At 60.4% G+C, this 17,541-nt stretch carries 15 protein-coding genes; 5 read left to right on the top strand and 10 right to left on the bottom strand.

The window, feature by feature from the left end:
* The first annotated feature begins 69 nt into the window (after positions 1-69).
* A complete protein-coding gene (metG, locus tag AADW23_RS09705; RefSeq protein WP_341860741.1) occupies positions 70-1,779 on the top strand; it encodes a methionine--tRNA ligase in 1,710 nt (569 codons plus the stop codon).
* Positions 1,780-1,807: 28 nt separating this feature from the next.
* On the opposite strand, the gene AADW23_RS09700 is transcribed toward metG, so the two are convergent.
* From AADW23_RS09700 to coxB, 10 genes are all read right to left on the bottom strand, one after another.
* Positions 1,808-3,199 (bottom strand): FAD-binding oxidoreductase, encoded by a 1,392-nt coding sequence (locus tag AADW23_RS09700; RefSeq protein ID WP_341860740.1) that lies wholly within the window; start codon positions 3,197-3,199, stop codon positions 1,808-1,810.
* A 32-nt stretch (positions 3,200-3,231) separates the two neighbouring features.
* Positions 3,232-3,816, bottom strand: coding sequence for a GNAT family protein (locus AADW23_RS09695; protein ID WP_341860739.1), 585 nt, complete (start codon positions 3,814-3,816; stop codon positions 3,232-3,234).
* A complete protein-coding gene (locus tag AADW23_RS09690; RefSeq protein WP_341860738.1) occupies positions 3,816-5,075 on the bottom strand; it encodes a pitrilysin family protein in 1,260 nt (419 codons plus the stop codon). Before AADW23_RS09690 ends, AADW23_RS09695 begins: the two co-directional genes overlap by 1 nt.
* On the bottom strand, positions 5,072-6,460 hold the full coding sequence (gene thrC, locus AADW23_RS09685) for a threonine synthase (RefSeq protein WP_341860737.1): 1,389 nt from the start codon (positions 6,458-6,460) through the stop codon (positions 5,072-5,074). The genes AADW23_RS09690 and thrC overlap by 4 nt, the downstream gene beginning before the upstream one ends.
* Positions 6,461-6,471: 11 nt before the next feature.
* Entirely contained in the window at positions 6,472-7,143 is a 672-nt protein-coding gene (locus AADW23_RS09680; protein WP_341860736.1) for an SURF1 family protein, read from the bottom strand.
* A 175-nt stretch (positions 7,144-7,318) separates the two neighbouring features.
* Entirely contained in the window at positions 7,319-8,131 is an 813-nt protein-coding gene (locus AADW23_RS09675) for a cytochrome c oxidase subunit 3 (RefSeq protein WP_341860735.1), read from the bottom strand.
* A 19-nt stretch (positions 8,132-8,150) separates the two neighbouring features.
* A complete protein-coding gene (locus AADW23_RS09670) occupies positions 8,151-8,705 on the bottom strand; it encodes a cytochrome c oxidase assembly protein (RefSeq protein WP_341864313.1) in 555 nt (184 codons plus the stop codon).
* 17 nt (positions 8,706-8,722) lie between these two features.
* Complete coding sequence (locus tag AADW23_RS09665; RefSeq protein WP_341860734.1) at positions 8,723-8,929, bottom strand: hypothetical protein; 207 nt, start codon at positions 8,927-8,929, stop codon at positions 8,723-8,725.
* Positions 8,929-9,858 carry a heme o synthase gene (cyoE, locus tag AADW23_RS09660; protein ID WP_341860733.1) on the bottom strand — a complete coding sequence of 310 codons (930 nt, stop codon included), beginning with the start codon at positions 9,856-9,858 and terminating at the stop codon, positions 8,929-8,931. Before cyoE ends, AADW23_RS09665 begins: the two co-directional genes overlap by 1 nt.
* A 9-nt stretch (positions 9,859-9,867) precedes the next feature.
* Positions 9,868-10,758 (bottom strand): cytochrome c oxidase subunit II, encoded by an 891-nt coding sequence (gene coxB / locus AADW23_RS09655; protein WP_341860732.1) that lies wholly within the window; start codon positions 10,756-10,758, stop codon positions 9,868-9,870.
* Positions 10,759-10,965: 207 nt separating this feature from the next.
* On the opposite strand from coxB, the gene tldD reads away from it, so the two are divergent.
* From tldD to topA, 4 genes are all read left to right on the top strand, one after another.
* Positions 10,966-12,390: a metalloprotease TldD gene (gene tldD, locus AADW23_RS09650; RefSeq protein WP_341860731.1), complete on the top strand. Its 1,425-nt coding sequence runs from the start codon at positions 10,966-10,968 to the stop codon at positions 12,388-12,390.
* 176 nt (positions 12,391-12,566) lie between these two features.
* Positions 12,567-13,046: a hypothetical protein gene (locus AADW23_RS09645; RefSeq protein ID WP_341860730.1), complete on the top strand. Its 480-nt coding sequence runs from the start codon at positions 12,567-12,569 to the stop codon at positions 13,044-13,046.
* Between the two features lie 74 nt (positions 13,047-13,120).
* On the top strand, positions 13,121-14,332 hold the full coding sequence (gene dprA, locus AADW23_RS09640; RefSeq protein ID WP_341860729.1) for a DNA-processing protein DprA: 1,212 nt from the start codon (positions 13,121-13,123) through the stop codon (positions 14,330-14,332).
* Positions 14,333-14,760: 428 nt separating this feature from the next.
* Positions 14,761-17,505, top strand: a complete 2,745-nt coding sequence (gene topA, locus AADW23_RS09635) for a type I DNA topoisomerase (protein WP_341860728.1) — start codon at positions 14,761-14,763, stop codon at positions 17,503-17,505.
* The last annotated feature ends 36 nt before the right edge of the window (positions 17,506-17,541 follow it).

The following is a 17,541-nucleotide window of genomic DNA, read 5'->3' as shown; positions in this document are numbered from 1 at the left end:
CCGCCACTGGTCTTGCGCGCCCTGCGGCGTTAAAGCTGCGCGCAACCGCATGTTCCGAAGGCCGCACCTATGACCCGTACGCTTATCACCAGCGCCATTCCCTATATCAACGGGATCAAACACTTGGGCAACCTTGTGGGTTCCCAACTGCCGGCCGATCTTTACGCCCGCTATCTGCGCGCGCGCGGGCAAGAGGTCTTGTTTCTATGCGCCACCGATGAGCATGGCACCCCGGCAGAGCTTGCCGCCGCTAAAGCAGGCAAGCCTGTCGCGGAATTTTGCGCCGAAATGCACGCGGTACAGGCCGAGATAGCCAAAGGCTTCCGCCTGTCCTTCGATCATTTCGGCCGCTCTTCCTCGCCGCAGAACCATGCGTTGACCCAGCATTTCGCGGGTAAACTGGCAGACGCTGGCCTGATCTCCGAAGTGGAGGAGAAACAGGTTTATTCCCACGCCGACGGCCGTTTCTTGCCCGACCGCTATATTGAGGGCACCTGCCCCAACTGCGGCTACGACAAAGCCCGTGGTGACCAATGCGAGAATTGCACCAAACAGCTTGATCCCACTGACCTGATAGAACCGCGCTCTGCCGTGTCCGGGTCCACTGATCTTGAAGTCCGCGAAACAAAACACCTCTACTTGCGTCAATCGCAACTGCGCGGACAGTTGAACGATTGGATTTCTTCCAAGACCGACTGGCCTATTCTTACGACCTCGATCGCAAAGAAATGGTTAAACGACGGCGACGGATTGCAGGACCGGGGCATCACCCGGGATCTGGACTGGGGCGTGCCCGTCAAACGCGGAGATGCGGATTGGCCGGGCATGGAAGGGAAGGTTTTCTACGTCTGGTTTGACGCTCCGATCGAGTATATCGCCTGCGCTGCCGAGGCTGTGGAGGAAGGTACGATTTCGGATTGGGAGCGCTGGTGGCGTGTGGATAAAGGCGCCGATGACGTTCGATATGTGCAATTCATGGGGAAGGACAATGTCCCGTTCCACACCCTGTCATTCCCCGCCACGATCCTCGGATCAGGCGAGCCCTGGAAGTTGGTCGATTACATCAAGTCGTTCAACTATCTGAACTACGACGGGGGGCAATTCAGCACCTCTCAGGGGCGCGGTGTCTTCATGGATCAAGCATTGGAGATTTTGCCGTCGGACTACTGGCGCTGGTGGCTTCTCTCCCATGCGCCCGAGACATCGGATTCCGAGTTCACGTGGGAAACCTTCCAACAGGACGTTAACAAAGACCTCGCCGATGTGTTGGGCAACTTTGTGAGCCGGATCACCAAATTCTGCCGTTCCAAGTTTGGCGAAGTGGTCCCAGACGCGGGCGTCTATGGTGAGCAAGAGACAGCTTTGATCGCCGATCTCCAAACCCGTCTGACCGCTTACCAAGCCCATATGGACGCCATCGACGTGCGCAAAGCCGCCGCAGAACTGCGTGCAATCTGGGTCGCAGGGAACGAGTATCTGCAATCCGCTGCCCCGTGGACCGCGTTCAAAACGGACCCTGACCGGGCGGCCGCCGTCACCCGGTTCGCCCTGAACTTGATCCCATTCTACGCCGGCCTTTCCGCGCCCTTCATCCCCGACGCGGCTGAGGCGATGGCGGCAGGTATGAACGTTGATGTCGCGTGGCCGACCGATGCGGAAACATCCCTTTCCGCGCTCTCCGGTGGCCATGCCTTCACGGTGCCCGAGGTCTTGTTCGCGAAAATCGCCGATGAGCAACGCGACGAATGGGCGGAACGCTTCTCGGGCGTGCGGAGCTAACGCACTGATATCTTTGCCTCAGCGCGGCTTACTCCGACCGGAGCACCGCGCCGGGGTTAAGGATGTTGAGTGGGTCCAGCGCCTGCTTGATCGCCCGCATCGCAGTCAGTTTTCCGGGGTCGCCGTAACGTTCCAGATCGCCCACCTTAAGGCGCCCGATGCCGTGCTCGGCGGATACAGAGCCGCCCATTTCGTGCACAAGATCGTGGACGCAGGCCTTCACCGCCGCGGCTTCGCCCTGGTGGTCCGCCCTCGTTTTTCCCTGCTGCGGGAACACATTGTAGTGTAAATTTCCGTCACCCAAGTGCCCGAAGCAGTTGATCCTGAACGTGTTTATCTTCTGCAACCGCCCGGACGCTTCCGCGATGAACGCCGGGACTTGGGCCACCGGAACCGCGATATCGTGGGACGAGACTGAACCGATCCGGCGGTTCGCCTCGGGGATGCTTTCGCGAATGTTCCAGAAATCCAATCGCTGTTGCTCTGATTGCGCAATGGCGCCGTCGGTGACCAAGCCGGCCTCAAATGCTTCCGCGAATAGAGCTTCTAAAGCCTCTTCGGGCGCGCCTTGCGCAAGGCCAAGGTCGATCAGGCAGCACCAATCCGGCACCTCTGAAAGCGGCACCCGTACCTCTGGTCCCACTTCTGCGAGGAAGTCAAAGCCCGCTCGGCCGATTAACTCAAAGGCGGAAATCCCCTCCCCTATTTGCGACTGCGCCATACGCAAAAGCTCTAGCGCGGCTTGTGCCGACGGCACGGCCATCAGCGCGGCCCCTGTGGTCGAGGGCATTGGAAACAAACGCAAAGTCGCCGCCGTGATGACGCCCAATGTCCCTTCCGAGCCGATCAAAAGGTGGCGCAGGTCATATCCCATGTTGTTCTTGCGCAAAGGCGACAGGCCGTTAATCACGGTGCCATCCGCCAGCACGGCTTCGACACCAAGGACCAAATCACGGGCGTTTCCGTAACGAATGACGTTAACGCCGCCCGCATTGGTGGCCAGCAATCCACCGATCCTGGCTGAGCCTTGGGACGCCAGCGTTAACGGGAAAATCCAGCCATCGGCCTCGGCCACGCTATGGACGTTTTGCAGGATCGCCCCAGCTTCCACGACCATCGTGCCCGCCTGCGCATCCATTGCGCGCACGGCGCTCATGCGCTCCATCGACAACAAAATCGGCGGCGCGCCGTGTTCTTTGATCTGGCCGCTCACCAATCCCGTGCCACCAGAATAGGGGATAACCGGCGTCCGTTTTTCCCCAGCAATTTGAAGGACCTGCGCCACTTCATCGGTACTGGACGGTGCGACCACTGCCAAGGCTTTGCCCCGCCAACGCCCCCGAGGCTCTTCCAAATACCGGTCTTCAACATCACGCAACGCGTGCGGCAGTTCAGCCTTCAGGCGATCAAGACATGTCATGGAAACAGACCTACCCTAGCCGTTGCCGCGCGTCACCCGACTTCGGTACGCCCCCGTCGGTCACTGCGCAAATTTGCGTAAAGAACGTGGTTACGCCAGCGCCCGTTGATTTGCAGGTAGCTCTGCGCGACGCCTTCATACTTGAACCCAGACTTCTCCAGCACACCGCGTGACGCGGCGTTTTCGGGAAGGCAAGCAGCTTCCAACCGGCTGAGATCCAGGGAATGGAAGGAGTAATGGCAGACCGCACCGATGGCCTCACGCATGTAGCCTTGGCGCACAAACGGAAGACCGATCCAATAACCAAGCGTCGCCGACTGCGCCGGACCTCGGCGAATATTATCTAAAGTGATCGCCCCCAGAAGCGCATCATCGGCACGACGCACGATGAAAAGCGGCACGGCGGAGCCTTGGTTGACCGAGCGCTGCGCCCAATAGACACGGGCTGTAAAGCTCTTCCGTGTCAGATGATCGTCGGCCCAAACCGGCTCCCATGGGACAAGAAAATCACGCGACTGATGCCGTAACGCGGCCCACGGACGAAAGTCCGAATGATGCGGTAGGCGAAGCGTCAAACGCTCCGTCTCTAGGCGAAGGTTGCGTTTTCGCGCGATCATCAGGCAGCCAAACGCTCCCTCACAGTGGCAAGGTCAGGGGCCTTTTCAACCGGTCCGTATAGCGCCATTGCCGCACCCGCGTGGCCCAACGCGCTGGCATGTTCGCCCAATCCTTGCAGCGTGACACCATCAATTCGGGCCACCGATTCTTCCAACGGTGGAATGCGGTTCCAAATCGCGATCAGACGCGCCAAACGCTCGGCCCGAGCCGAGGGGCTTTCCAGCCCCATCAATAGGCCGGCCTTCATCTGCGCGCGCGCCCGCGCAACTTCCGCCTCTGTCATCGTGTCGGCAGAGCGCTTCAGCTCATCAACTGTCAGACCCACTAGTTCCGGCAGATCCTCCGCCGAGGTGCCCGCATAGATCGTCAGCAGGCCCGTATCATCGTAGCTGCCGACCTGTGAATAAATTGTATAGCAGAGACCCCGTTTTTCGCGGATCTCTTGGAAAAGCCGCGAGGACATGCCGCCGCCAAGGGCCGTGGCATAGATTTGAGCGGTATAAATATCGTCCGACCGGTAGCCCGGCGCCTCTAGCGCGAGCGTGAAGTGCGCCTGCTCCAAGCCCTTGACAACGCGATGTTCTCCACCGCCGAAGGTGCCGGGTTGAGGAGCGATTTGAGGCACTGGCTTGAGGTGGCCGAAGGCTTTTTCCGCAAGGCGCACAATCTCATCGTGATCCACGGCACCTGCGGCCGACAGGATCAACTGACCGGGACCATAGTTTTCTGCTACGAAACGATCAAAATCTGGGCGACCAAAGCTTTGCACCCGCTCTGCTGGCCCAAGGATCGTGCGGCCCAAGGGTTGTTCGGGGTACGCGGCGGCTTGCAACCAATCGAAAATCACGTCGTCGGGCGTGTCCGCGGCTTGGCCGATCTCTTGCAAAATGACGCCGCGCTCTACTTCAATCTCTCTCGGGTCGAAGATGGGATTGAGGACGATATCGCCGATCAAATCCAATGCCAGCGCCACATCGTTTTTCAGGACACGAGCGTAATAGGCCGTAACCTCACGCGATGTATAGGCGTTGATGTAGCCGCCAACGTCTTCAATTTCCTCGGCAATTTGCAGTGCGGTCCGCCGCTTCGTACCCTTGAACGCCATATGCTCCAGGAAATGCGCGATACCGTTCTGTTCAACCCGTTCGTGGCGGCCACCGGCGCTAACCCAAATGCCCAATGCCGCGGATTCAAGGCCTGGCATATGCTCGGTCACGATGCGTAAACCATTGGCGAGCGTGTGAATTTCGACGGTCACGTGCGGATGCCTCCTTCGATCACTTTCTCCAAAGCGTGCAGGTCGTTTTCAACCCTTTGCACCCTTTCGGGTCTGTCGACCAGATCTGCCATCCGCTCTGGCAGTGCAGGTCGGACGCCCGAAGCTGCTTCGACTGCGTCGGGGAATTTGGCCGGATGCGCTGTGGCCAAGGTGATAAGGGGCGTCTTCCCAAGGAAGTCCTGCGCCACGTCCACGCCCACGGCGGAATGGGGGCACAGAAGCTCTCCCATTTCGGGCAAGGCGCGGGCGATCATGGCCGAAGTTTCGGCCTCGGACACCCGCCCGGAGGCAAAGGTGTCCCGCAAATGACCGATCGCCCCTTGGCTGATCTTGAAGCCGCCGCCGGACTTCAGCTCATCCATCAACTGCGCCACAGCGTCACCGTCGCGATCATAGGCATCGAACAACGCCCGCTCGAAGTTCGACGACACCTGGATGTCCATCGACGGGCTGATCGAGGGCACAACCCCCTCAGTCGTGTAGCCGCCCGAAACCATCGCGCGGTGCAAAATGTCGTTCTGGTTGGTCGCGATCACCAGTTTATCAATCGGCAGTCCCATGCGCTTTGCGATGTATCCGGCAAAGATATCGCCAAAGTTGCCAGTCGGCACGCAGAACGAGACCTTCCGATGCGGCGCGCCCAGAGAGACCGCAGAGGAGAAGAAATACACAACCTGCGCCAACACCCGCGCCCAGTTGATCGAGTTCACGCCCGCCAACCGAACCCGGTCACGAAACTCGAAATGGTTGAACATATCCTTAAGACGCGCTTGGCAATCATCAAAATCGCCGGTCAGCGCAAGCGCATGGGTGTTGGCCTCGGACACGGTTGTCATCTGGCGGCGCTGCACGTCGGACACGCGCCCATGGGGAAACAGGATGAAGACATCCACAGCATCAAGGCCGCGAAACGCCTCCATCGCGGCGGAACCTGTATCGCCCGACGTCGCCCCCACAATCGTCACCCGGTCCCCGCGCCGCGTCAGAGCGGCTTGGAACATCTGCCCAATCAACTGCATGGCGAAGTCTTTGAACGCCAGTGTGGGGCCGTGGAATAACTCCAGCAGGAAATGATTGTCCTGCAACTGCTTCACTGGCGCGCGGGCGCTGTGGCCAAAACCGGCGTAGGCGGCTTCAATCAGCTCAGCAAACTCATCGTCGCCAAAGGTATCGCCCACAAAGGGCCGCATCACGCGGAATGCGATTTCTTCGTAGGACAGCCCGGCCAACGCCGCGATATCTCCTTGCGACATCTGCGGAATTTCCGCCGGCACATAGAGCCCGCCATCCCGCGCGAGCCCCGTTAGCATGGCCTCTTCAAAAGACAAAATGGGCGCGCGCCCACGGGTCGAGACGTATTGCATTCCAGGCTCCCTCAAACACTTCGTCGCGTGATACGCCAGAGCAGGAACGCTGTCATCCCCAACCACACAAGAGCAAGGCCAAACCATTGGATTGCATAGCCCAAATGATTATTCGGAATGCCATCCGCCGTCACAGGAAGAGGCGTTAACGGCGCGTCTGTTGCCGAAAGCTCCCTCGCGACGATGAAAACCGGCTCGGTCTGCAATTGCGTGGCCAATGCGCCCACGTCGCGGGCGTACCAGATGTTGCGGTCTAAATCCGCTTCCGGCGTAAAACCATCCACCTCATTGGGCCAGTGCAGATTGCCGATGACCGTAACGGTTCCTTGCGGTGCTTCCGGCAAATCAACGCTTTCCGACACAAACCCCCGGTCCACCATGACCCGGCGCCCCTCCGCCTCAAACGCTGAAATCACGCGGTATCCGGGACCAGATCCCTGCACACTCACCAGAACCCGAACCGCATCCCCCTCAAAGCGCCCCTCGACAACAACCGGCAAATAACGATCCGCAGCCGGGTCCACCTGCTCTGGCAAGTCCACTGGTGCCGCCTCGATCCGATCGGCAATCTCAGCCAGAACGCTCTCCTTCCACGCCAATCGCTGCAACTGCCACACCCCAAGAGCGCTCAGAAAAGCAGCCCCCATCAGCCCGAAAATCACAACAGAAATCACCCGCGACATACATCCCCCTAACGGTCAAAAGGCCCACCTTGCGGCAGGCCTTCTCTTCATCTTTTCAAAAATATCGACATCCAACAGACCCCACCAGAGGCACCGCCTCGTTAAGGCGCGGGGGAGGTGTCGGAGGGGTGGGCGGGTGGGCTCCGACGCCTCCCCCGTCCAACCTCGCCGGGCCTTACTGGCCCCAGATATATACCGCCACGAAAAGGAACAGCCACACCACGTCAACGAAGTGCCAGTACCAAGCAGCGGCTTCAAAGCCCACGTGCTGCTCAGCCGTGAAATGGCCTTTGCGCACACGAAGATAGCAAATGAACAGGAAGATCGTCCCGATCACCACGTGGAAGCCATGGAAACCCGTAGCCATGAAGAAGGTGGAGTAGAAACGGTCGCCATCGGGGCCACCGAACTGCCAGCCTTCATGGGCGATCAGTTCCCAATACTCGAACGCCTGCAAACCAGTGAAAGCAACGCCCAGTACAACGGCGCCAAGCAGGCCATATTCAATATCCTTGCGCGCACCGCCATGGACCAGCACATGGTGCGCCCAAGTCACAAGACAGCCCGACAACAGCAGAACAAGCGTGTTGATCAACGGCAGGTGAAACGGATCAACCTGGTGGATTTCCGGCGGGATGTAGGTCGACGCCTCATAGGTATCCATCGAGTAGATCGCGTGTTTGAAAAACGCCCAGAACCACGCCACGAAGAACATGACTTCCGACATGATGAACATGATGAAGCCATAACGCAGGCCGATACGCACAACCGGGGTGTGATCGCCCTCTCCGCTTTCGGTCACGACTTCGGACCACCACGCGAACATCACATAGAGCACGGCGACAAAGCCCGCGAGGAACAACCAAGGGGAGCCAGAGTGCATCCAGTTCACCGCGCCAAACAACATGGCGAACGCGCCAACGGCGCCCATAAGCGGCCAAATCGACGGCGGTAGGATGTGGTAATCGTGGCGTTTTACGTGGGCCATTTGGTTCTCCGGACTGATCTTAATTCCCCGCCTCTAGGGCGGCGTAGTCTTCGGGCATGTCGGTTACGTGAAACGTATACGACAGGGTGATAGCGGGCGTGCCGACGGTTTCGGGATCATTCCGGATCTCGGGGTCGACATAGAATGTGACGGGCATCTCAACCCGCTCACCGGGCTGAAGCACCTGCATCTCAAAGCAGAAGCAGGCGATTTTGACAAAGTAGCCGCCAGTGACAAAGGGGGCAACGTTGTAGCTCGCGGTCCCGGCGATCGGATGATCGGTGGGGTTATATGCCTCGTAAAATGCAAGGCCCGTCTCTCCGATGGCAATATCCATATGGGGCACAACGGGGCGGAATTCCCAAGGCATATCGCTGGCAGTAGAGGCATCAAACCGGACACGGATCATGTCATCGAGCACCATCTCGCTGCCGGCATCAGCCGTCACTGTAGCACCGCCAAAGCCGGTGACCCGGCAGAACCAATCATAGAAAGGAACAGCCGCTGCCGTCATGCATCCCATGAAAACCACCACCGCGCACAATTGCAGTACGGTCTTGGTCTTCGGGTCCATCTTCTGTGGCGTCTCGCTCACTCCGTTTCCTCCGTGATCGGAAGCATCGAAGCGCGAGGCACGTGGTCACTGGCTTCCAGCAAGCCGCCTTCGCGCACTTTGGCGATGGTCAGGCCAAAAACGATCGCGCAAAAGCTCAGCAGGCACAAAGCTGTGCCCACGTTACGGCCCAAACGGCGCTTGTGGATTTCGTGGGTCTCAGTGAGCCCCTTAACCTCTGCCATCAGATCAGCCTCCAGAGTGCATCCAGCAGCAAGGCGCCGAAATGCAGGAACAAATACAGCAGCGAGAATTTGAATACGCGCCGCTCCACTGCGTAGTTATCAGCCTCCGCCTGCGCTTCTTCGCGCTTCCAGATGTCGTAGGCGCCTTTCAAGAACAGCGCGTTCAGCACGACGGCCGTGACCAAATAGATCGGCCCGGCCACATCTGTCAGCACCAGGCCAAGCGCCACAGGCACCAGCAGCACGGTATAAATCAGAATCTGACGGCGCGTCTCACGGCGACCGTGGGTCACGGTCAGCATCGGCACGTTTGCCTTGTGGTAGTCGCCCTTCATGAACAGCGCCAAGGCCCAGAAGTGAGGCGGCGTCCACATGAAGACAAGCCCAAACATCAGGACCGAGGCGATGCTGATATCGCCAGTCACCGCTGCCCATCCGATCATCGGAGGGAATGAACCCGCCGCGCCGCCGATCACGATGTTCCAAGGTGTGGAGCGTTTAAGCCACATCGAATAAACGACGGCGTAAAAGAAGATCGTGAAGGCCAGAAGCGCCGCCGCGACCCAATTGGTCGCCAAGCCAAGCATCACAACAGACAATGCCGACAACCATAACCCGAGCGTCAGAGCCTCACCCGCCGGGACTTTACCTGCGGGGACCGGGCGTTTGGCGGTGCGTTTCATCACGGAATCAATGTCCGCGTCGTACCACATGTTCAGCGCGCCCGAGGCCCCTGCCCCCAACGCGATGAACAAGATCGCGGTAAATCCGATCATCGGCGACGTGCCGCCCGGCGCGACCAGAAGGCCGACCAGCGCCGTAAACACCACAAGCGACATCACACGCGGCTTGAGCAGCGCGAAATAGTCACCAAACCCCGCGTCGTACTCGCGAGGCTCGGGTGTCGTTTGTGCAGCAAAATCACTCATGATCTGGGCTTACTCCGCCGCTGCCAACTCAAGGTACTGAGGGGCACGTGCACCGCCGAGAGAGGCAAACTCTGCCGCTTCACCGGCCAGCCATGCTTCATACTCTTCCGGTGTCACCGCAAAAACCGTGATCGGCATATAGGCGTGGGATGCGCCGCACAGCTCGGAACATTGACCGAAGTAGACACCTTCTTCGCCGGGGTTAACCTCGAAGTGCAGTTCAGCCAAGCGGCCGGGCACACCGTCCTGCTTTACGCCGAACGCGGGGATTGTCCAAGAGTGGATGACGTCCGCGGCTGTCACCTGAACCACAACGCGCTGGCCTGTTGGCACAACAACGGCTGTGTCGGTCGCCAGCAGATACTCATCCCGAGAGTAGCCGAATTCAGCCAGCTCGTCCTCGGCCAGCATGAAGCTGTCGTAGGAAATCCCGTGCTCGGGGTACTCATAGCCCCAGTACCACTGATAGCCCGTCGCCTTAACGACAACATCCGCATCAGGAATTGTCTGCTGACGGAACAACACCGGAAGGGAGAACGCGCCAATCACCACAAGGATGATGAGCGGCACGATCGTCCAAGCCACTTCGATCTGGGTGTTGTGTGTGAACGACGCAGGCGTCGGGTTTGCCTTCGCGTTATGCTTGATCGCGGAATAGATCATCAGCGCCAACACGAAGAGTGTGATCAGCCCTGCAATCCAAAGCAAGAAATTATCGAGCGCCCGAATATCCAGTGCGCCGTTGGTCACGCCGGGTTGAAAATCAATCCCGCCGGGAATCGGTGCGCCGCGAATTTCGAGCCCGTCGCGCATTCCGGTGGTCTGCGCGGCCACCATCGTGGCGGTGAAGGTTGCGCCAAGTGCGGCCATAACGCCGCTGAGCGTCTTGCGAATTGCCATGTGGTCTGTCCTGTTGTCCGTCCGGTCCGCTCCCCAAAGGGCGCAATGCCCTAAGCCGCGGTGCCGTCATCTGTTCACGCTGTGCCAGACCATATAGCGCCGTGCCACACAAGGCAGTGGCCTAAATTGTCTCACCTAATGGTTGAGACGGGGTGTCGCACCCGGCTCGAAACACACTATATAGAGATCGACCTTAAGGAGCCCTAAATGTCTGACGCCACGCCCTTCCGTCCGTTTGAGACCCATCTTGATGAGGCCACCGCCCTGCGGGTGCTGCGTTCTGCCACCCAGGGTGCCGACGACGGAGAGCTTTTTCTGGAGCGGTGCCGCTCGGAAGTTCTCGTGTTTGACGACGGTCGCGTGAAGAACGCCTCTTATGACGCGGTGCAGGGGTTTGGCCTGCGCGCCGTGAAGGGGGACGTCGCCGGATACGCCCATTCCACCGAAATCTCCGAGGCCGCCTTGCTACGCGCGTCAGAAACCACGCGCCTTGCTGTGGGTGACGGGGGCGGCACTCTGGCCGATGCGCCACGCGGCACCAATGAGAAGCTTTACACCGATGAAGACCCCATGGCGGGTGCGGAATTTGGCGTGAAGCTAGAGACCTTGGCCGAGATTGATGCCTATGCGCGCGCCTTGGACAAACGCGTCGTGCAGGTCAGCGCCTCCATGGCGGCATCCCATCAGGAAGTGGTGATTCTGCGTCCCGAAGGCGGCAGCGTCAGCGATGTGCGTCCGATGGTACGCCTGAACGTGTCGATCATCGTCGAAGAGAACGGCCGCCGCGAATCCGGTTCGGCGGGCGGTGGCGGGCGCGTGGGCCTGACCGGGTTGATGACCCGGGACCATTGGGAAGCTACCGCGCGTGAGGCGCTGCGTATCGCTGTCGTGAACCTCAGCGCGGAACCCGCGCCTGCGGGCGTGATGGACGTGGCCTTGGGCAACGGTTGGCCCGGCATCTTGCTGCACGAGGCCATTGGCCATGGGCTGGAGGGCGACTTCAACCGCAAGAAACAAAGCGCTTTTGCCGGACTGATGGGGCAGCAGATCGCCTCCAAGGGGGTGACAGTACTGGACGATGGCACGATCCCGGATCGGCGCGGTTCGATCAGCGTCGATGATGAGGGCACGCCGTCGGAGGCCACGACGCTGATCGAGGACGGTGTGCTGGTGGGCTACATGCAAGACCGCCAGTCGGCCCGCCTGATGGGGGTCGCGCCAACGGGCAACGGCCGTCGCGAGAGCTACGCCCATGCGCCGATGACGCGGATGACCAATACTTACATGTTGGGCGGTGACGTGGCGCCCGGTGACATCGTGGCCGACGTGAAGGACGGCATCTACGCGGTCGGGTTTGGCGGCGGACAGGTGGATATCACCAACGGCAAGTTCGTCTTTTCCTGCACCGAGGCCTACCGAGTAAGGAACGGTGTCGTGGGGGCGCCAGTAAAGGGGGCGACGCTGATCGGTGACGGTGCGACCGCCCTGAAGCAGATCCGCGCCATCGGCAACGACATGGCGCTTGATCCCGGCATGGGCAATTGCGGCAAACAAGGCCAATGGGTGCCGGTGGGCGTGGGGCAACCAACGCTCTTGATTGGCGGCCTGACGGTCGGCGGTTCGGCCGCCTAAGCCGTGGGTCGTCTTGCGCCGCCCCGCTCCGACTGTCCTGTGGCCTCAGGGCTGATGAGACTGCCGGTCTTCCTATGCCTTTTCGCCCAATTGCCTACGCTCGGCACAGCCTACGCATTGTCGTTCTGGACGCTCGCCCGTGGCATGGCACATCTGCACGAAAGAAAGAAACTAACATGAGCTTCTTTTCCCCCATCTTCCGCAGCCGACGCTTTGGCCATCGCCTTCTGGCGCCTCAGAAAGTCGTCCTCATCGGGGTGATTACGTGGCTCGCCCCCACCTTGGTTGGTGGGCTGATTTTTGCTTTGGCACTGTACGGATATGAGCCCAACAATTTTGACAGCCCTTGGACTATTGTCTCGACGATTGGCGGTATGATGCTGCTGGCCCCTTTGGCGGGCATCATGTTGGTGCCTTTGGCGCTTTTGGTAGGGGCATGGGCCATGCGTCTTGGGGTGGCCGGATGGGGGACTGCCCTGATCGTGGCGTTCCTGGCCCCGTTGGCGATCGGTGCCTTAATGCAGTGGTCTGCCCCCACATCCGAAACAATCGACGCGATGTTTGTGTTTGTTCCCGTCAGCCTCGTGCATGGGGCATTCATGTGGATTGCGACGCGCTGGCTCTGTCCTGAGGCACTTATCGCGCCTTCCAGCTAACTTTAGGCAAAGAGTCTGCGCGTTTGACGACTTTTGTTAAGGCTTCATTAACGACTCCGCGCAAGCCTGAGGACATGTGGACAGCACCCGATTCCCCCCTGGCAGGCCAATGGGCCGCAACGCAACAACCCAACGATTGGTTTGATGCCGCGTTTCACGACGCCCCTGTGGCATATGTCCCTCCGCCTGCCCAAGGCGACGATGACCGCTTGCTGCGCTTGCGCCTCATTCGGTCCCGGCGGGTTGGCCCGGCAACTTACCTGCGGCTTCTGTCTGAACACGGCAGCGCCGCAGCCGCGTTGGAGGCCTTGCCCCAAGTCGCTGCAGCGGCCGGAGTCGAGAAGTATGAAGTCTGCCCAGAAGCCGTTGTTCAGGCGGAACTGCGGGCCGCGGCGCGGGTAGGCGCACGGATGATCTGCTTGGGCGATCCCGATTACCCCGCCACGCTGGCCGAAATATCGGACGCGCCACCTGTGATATGGGCCGTCGGTCGCGTCGGCCTGATGGCGCGGGCTTGCGTGGCGCTTGTTGGGACGCGCAATGCCTCTAGCCTTGGGGCCAGAATGACGCGGAAACTGGCGGCAGAGCTTGGGGAAGCGGGCTTCACTGTCGTATCTGGCCTTGCGCGCGGCATCGATACGATCGCCCACACAGGCAGTCTTGAGACCGGCACCGTTGCCGTCGTCGCGGGTGGCGTTGATGTCGTCTACCCCACTGAGAATACGGAAGTGACGGCGAAAATCGCTGCCGAAGGATTGCTACTGTCCGAGCAACCCCTTGGTCTGCACCCCCAAGCGCGTCACTTCCCGCGCCGCAATCGTATCGTCTCGGGCATAGCCCAAGGCGTGATTGTGGTGGAGGCAGCCGCGCGGTCGGGATCACTCATCACCGCGCGGTGTGCCGCCGATCAAGGCCGGGAGGTCATGGCCGTCCCTGGCCACCCGATGGATAGCCGGGCTTCCGGCGCCAATATCCTGCTGCGCGACGGCGCCACCCTGATCCGGGGCGCGGACGATGTGATCGAGGCCCTTGGCATCCCGCCGCAACCGCTCAACAGCGCCTCTGCCATGGTACGGGACTTCCAACATCCCGCCCCTGCCCCGGAACGTCCCGACGGCGGGTGGGAGGCGCGGATACTCTCGCACCTGGGCCCATCTCCGGTGCCCGAGGATCAGATCATCCGGGATCTGGGCGCTACCCCGCGCGAGATGGCGCAGGCATTGGCCGTATTGGAGATGTCTGGCCGCGTCACCCGAACCGCGGGGGGCATGATCAGCGCCAGCTAACCCCCGCACCGCGCGAAAATACGTCCGAACACGTCACAAAGCACCCCCAACCGCCACTCTACGACGGGCATCGTGGCCAAGTGGATCTCTGCTTCTCCGGGATGTTGTGCCATTTACCGCGCAAGCACCATACGCCACTCGTCGTCGGGTCCTGAACGCGAAACTCCACCGCCGCGCCCAAGTCATACACCGCGACCGGGGTGCGAACCCGTTCCATAGTTCAGCTTACCAGGGCGACTCATAGTGAGCCGCGCGGCAGAGCCCGGACAAACTGAAGAAGATAGGCACTGTTAAGCCGTTCGGAATTCGCTTATCGGGCCTGCTCAATTCATCGTCACAATATCCATGCGGCGTCGCGCATTGACATCTTACCCCAAGCGCCCACATGTTCCGCCGCCAGTCCCATTCCGTTCGAAAGTGATCAAAATATGCCTGTTGTCGTTGTCGAATCCCCAGCTAAGGCCAAGACAATTAACAAGTATTTAGGCAGCGACTATACAGTCCTCGCCTCATACGGTCACGTCCGCGACCTGCCTTCCAAGGACGGTTCCGTCGACACCGAAGACGGTTTCGAGATGAAGTGGGAGATCGGAAGTGATTCCAAAAAGCACGTCAAAGCGATCGTGGACGCGCTGAAGGAAGACAACGCCTTGATCCTCGCGACCGACCCCGACCGCGAGGGGGAGGCGATCTCTTGGCACCTGCAAGAAGCGCTGACATCGCGCAAGGCGATCAAGAAAGACACCCCCGTCAGCCGGGTGACGTTCAACGCGATCACCAAGGACGCCGTGACCAAAGCCATGGCCGAGCCACGCCAAGTGGATATGGAGTTGGTGGAGGCCTACCTGGCGCGCCGCGCTTTGGATTATTTGGTGGGCTTCAACCTGTCTCCCGTTCTGTGGCGCAAATTGCCCGGCGCAAAATCTGCGGGTCGGGTGCAATCGGTTTGCCTGCGCCTTGTGGTCGAGCGTGAGATGGAGATCGAGGCGTTTCGCCCCCGCGAATATTGGTCCGTGCGCGCCGTTCTCGATACGCCACGTGGGCAATCCATTGAGGCCCGCCTGACCGTTCTGGGCGGCAAGAAACTGGATCGCTACGACCTGCCTTCTGCTGCAGAAGCGGGCCTTGCGGTGAAGGCTGTGTCCTCTCGCAAACTCAGCGTCGCCGATGTGGAGGCCAAGCCCGCCAACCGCAATCCCTCCCCGCCGTTCATGACCTCGACCTTGCAACAGGAAGCCTCGCGCAAGTTAGGCATGGGGGCGAAGCAGGCCATGAGCACGGCGCAGCGCCTTTATGAAGCGGGCCACATTACCTACATGCGGACCGATGGCATCGACATGGCGCCCGAAGCCGTCGATCAGGCGCGTGGGGCAATCAAGGATCGTTACGGCGACGATTATGTTCCCGCCAAGCCCCGGATTTACAAGAACAAAGCCAAGAACGCTCAGGAGGCCCACGAATGCGTGCGGCCCACCGACATGACCAAGGCGGCCAGCGATCTGAGCCTGACGGAAGACGATCAGCGCAGGCTCTATGACCTGATCTGGAAGCGCACGATCGCAAGTCAGATGGAGGCCGCGCGGCTTGAGCGCACCACTGTGACCATCGCCTCGGATGACCGCGACGTGGAGCTGCGCGCGACAGGTCAGGTGATGCTGTTTGACGGCTTCCTCAAGGTCTATGAGGAAGGCCGCGACGATGCGGGCGACGACGAAGACAGCAAGCGCCTGCCGCAGGTCCACGCGGGCGATCCACTGACGCCGACGGCGCAAGCTCTGGCGGCGGACTACGCCAAGTTCTCTGGCGATGATGTGGTGGAAGACGACGGCGGCGACCTGCAACGCTGCAAGGGCGCGATCATGGCCGCATCGGGCGCGGTTCTGGGCCAGCAACACCACACGGCCCCCCCGCCCCGCTACACCGAGGCAACGCTAGTCAAGCGGATGGAGGAACTCGGCATCGGGCGCCCCTCCACCTATGCGTCGATCATGGATACGATCCAGAACCGTGGCTACGTGCTTAAGGACAAGGGCCGCCTGATCCCCGAAGACAAGGGCCGTCTGGTGACGGTGTTTTTGTCCAATTATTTCAACCGCTACGTGCAATATGACTTCACCGCCGATCTGGAGCATCAGCTGGATGAAGTCAGCGCCGGTGACCGCCATTACAAGGATGTGCTGGAGCGGTTCTGGAAGGACTTCCACGCCGCCATTGATGAGACTTCAGAGCTGCGCATCACCGAGGTTTTGGACAAGATCAACGAGGTGCTGGAGCCGCATCTGTTCCCCGATCCCGGTGACGGCACCGATCCCCGTCTGTGCCCAAACTGCGGAGTCGGCCGGCTGTCCATGCGCACCGCGCGCGCAGGCGGCGCTTTCATCGGCTGCTCTGCCTATCCAGAATGCCGCTACACGCGCCCCTTCGGTCCGCCCAATCCCGAGGCAGAAGCATCCGCCATCCCGCCCGAAGGCAAGCTTTTGGGCGAAGACCAGGGCGACGAAATCCGCGTCTTCAAGGGTCGTTTCGGCCCCTATGTGCAGCGCGGCGCGGTAACGGAAGAGAACAAAAAGCCGCCACGCCAGTCAGTTCCCAAGGACTGGCCACCGGAGGAGCTGGAATTGGAGCGCGCGTTGATGCTGCTGTCCCTGCCCCGCAAAATTGGGCCGCATCCCGAAGATGGCGTGATGGTTTGGGCCAACATCGGCCGCTATGGCCCCTATTTGAAGCACGCAGAAAGCACCTCGGACCGGGGCGGCACCAACGCCAACCTGGAAGGGTTGGACGAGGTGTTCACCGTCGGCATGAACCGTGCGGTGCAGCTTTTGGCCGAGAAAGTCGCCTCACGCGGGGCACGCGGCCAAGCTGCGAAACCGCTGCGTGAATTGGGCGAACACCCCGATGCGGGCGGTCCGGTGAACGTCATGAAGGGTAAGTACGGCCCCTATGTGAAATGGGACAAAATCAACGCGACGATCCCCGAAACCATTGATCCAGAAGAAATTTCCATGGACCAAGCGGTACAATTGATCGAGGAGAGGGCGGCGAAGTCTGGCAAGAAGAAGCCAGCCGCCAAGAAAAAGGCCGCCCCAAAGAAGAAAGCTGCGGCAAAGAAGCCAGCGGCGAAAAAAGCGGCCCCCAAGAAGAAAGCGGCCGCCAAGAAAGACGCGGACTAACGCACCCGGCGGGAGGATATTGGGCCGTTAAGGCTT

It is taken from the genome of Gymnodinialimonas sp. 57CJ19 (assembly GCF_038396845.1).
In the GTDB taxonomy this organism is placed as follows: Bacteria; Pseudomonadota; Alphaproteobacteria; order Rhodobacterales; family Rhodobacteraceae; genus Gymnodinialimonas.
The sequence above is the reverse complement of the archived record's forward strand: the minus strand, read 5'-3'. Positions and strand labels throughout refer to the sequence as shown.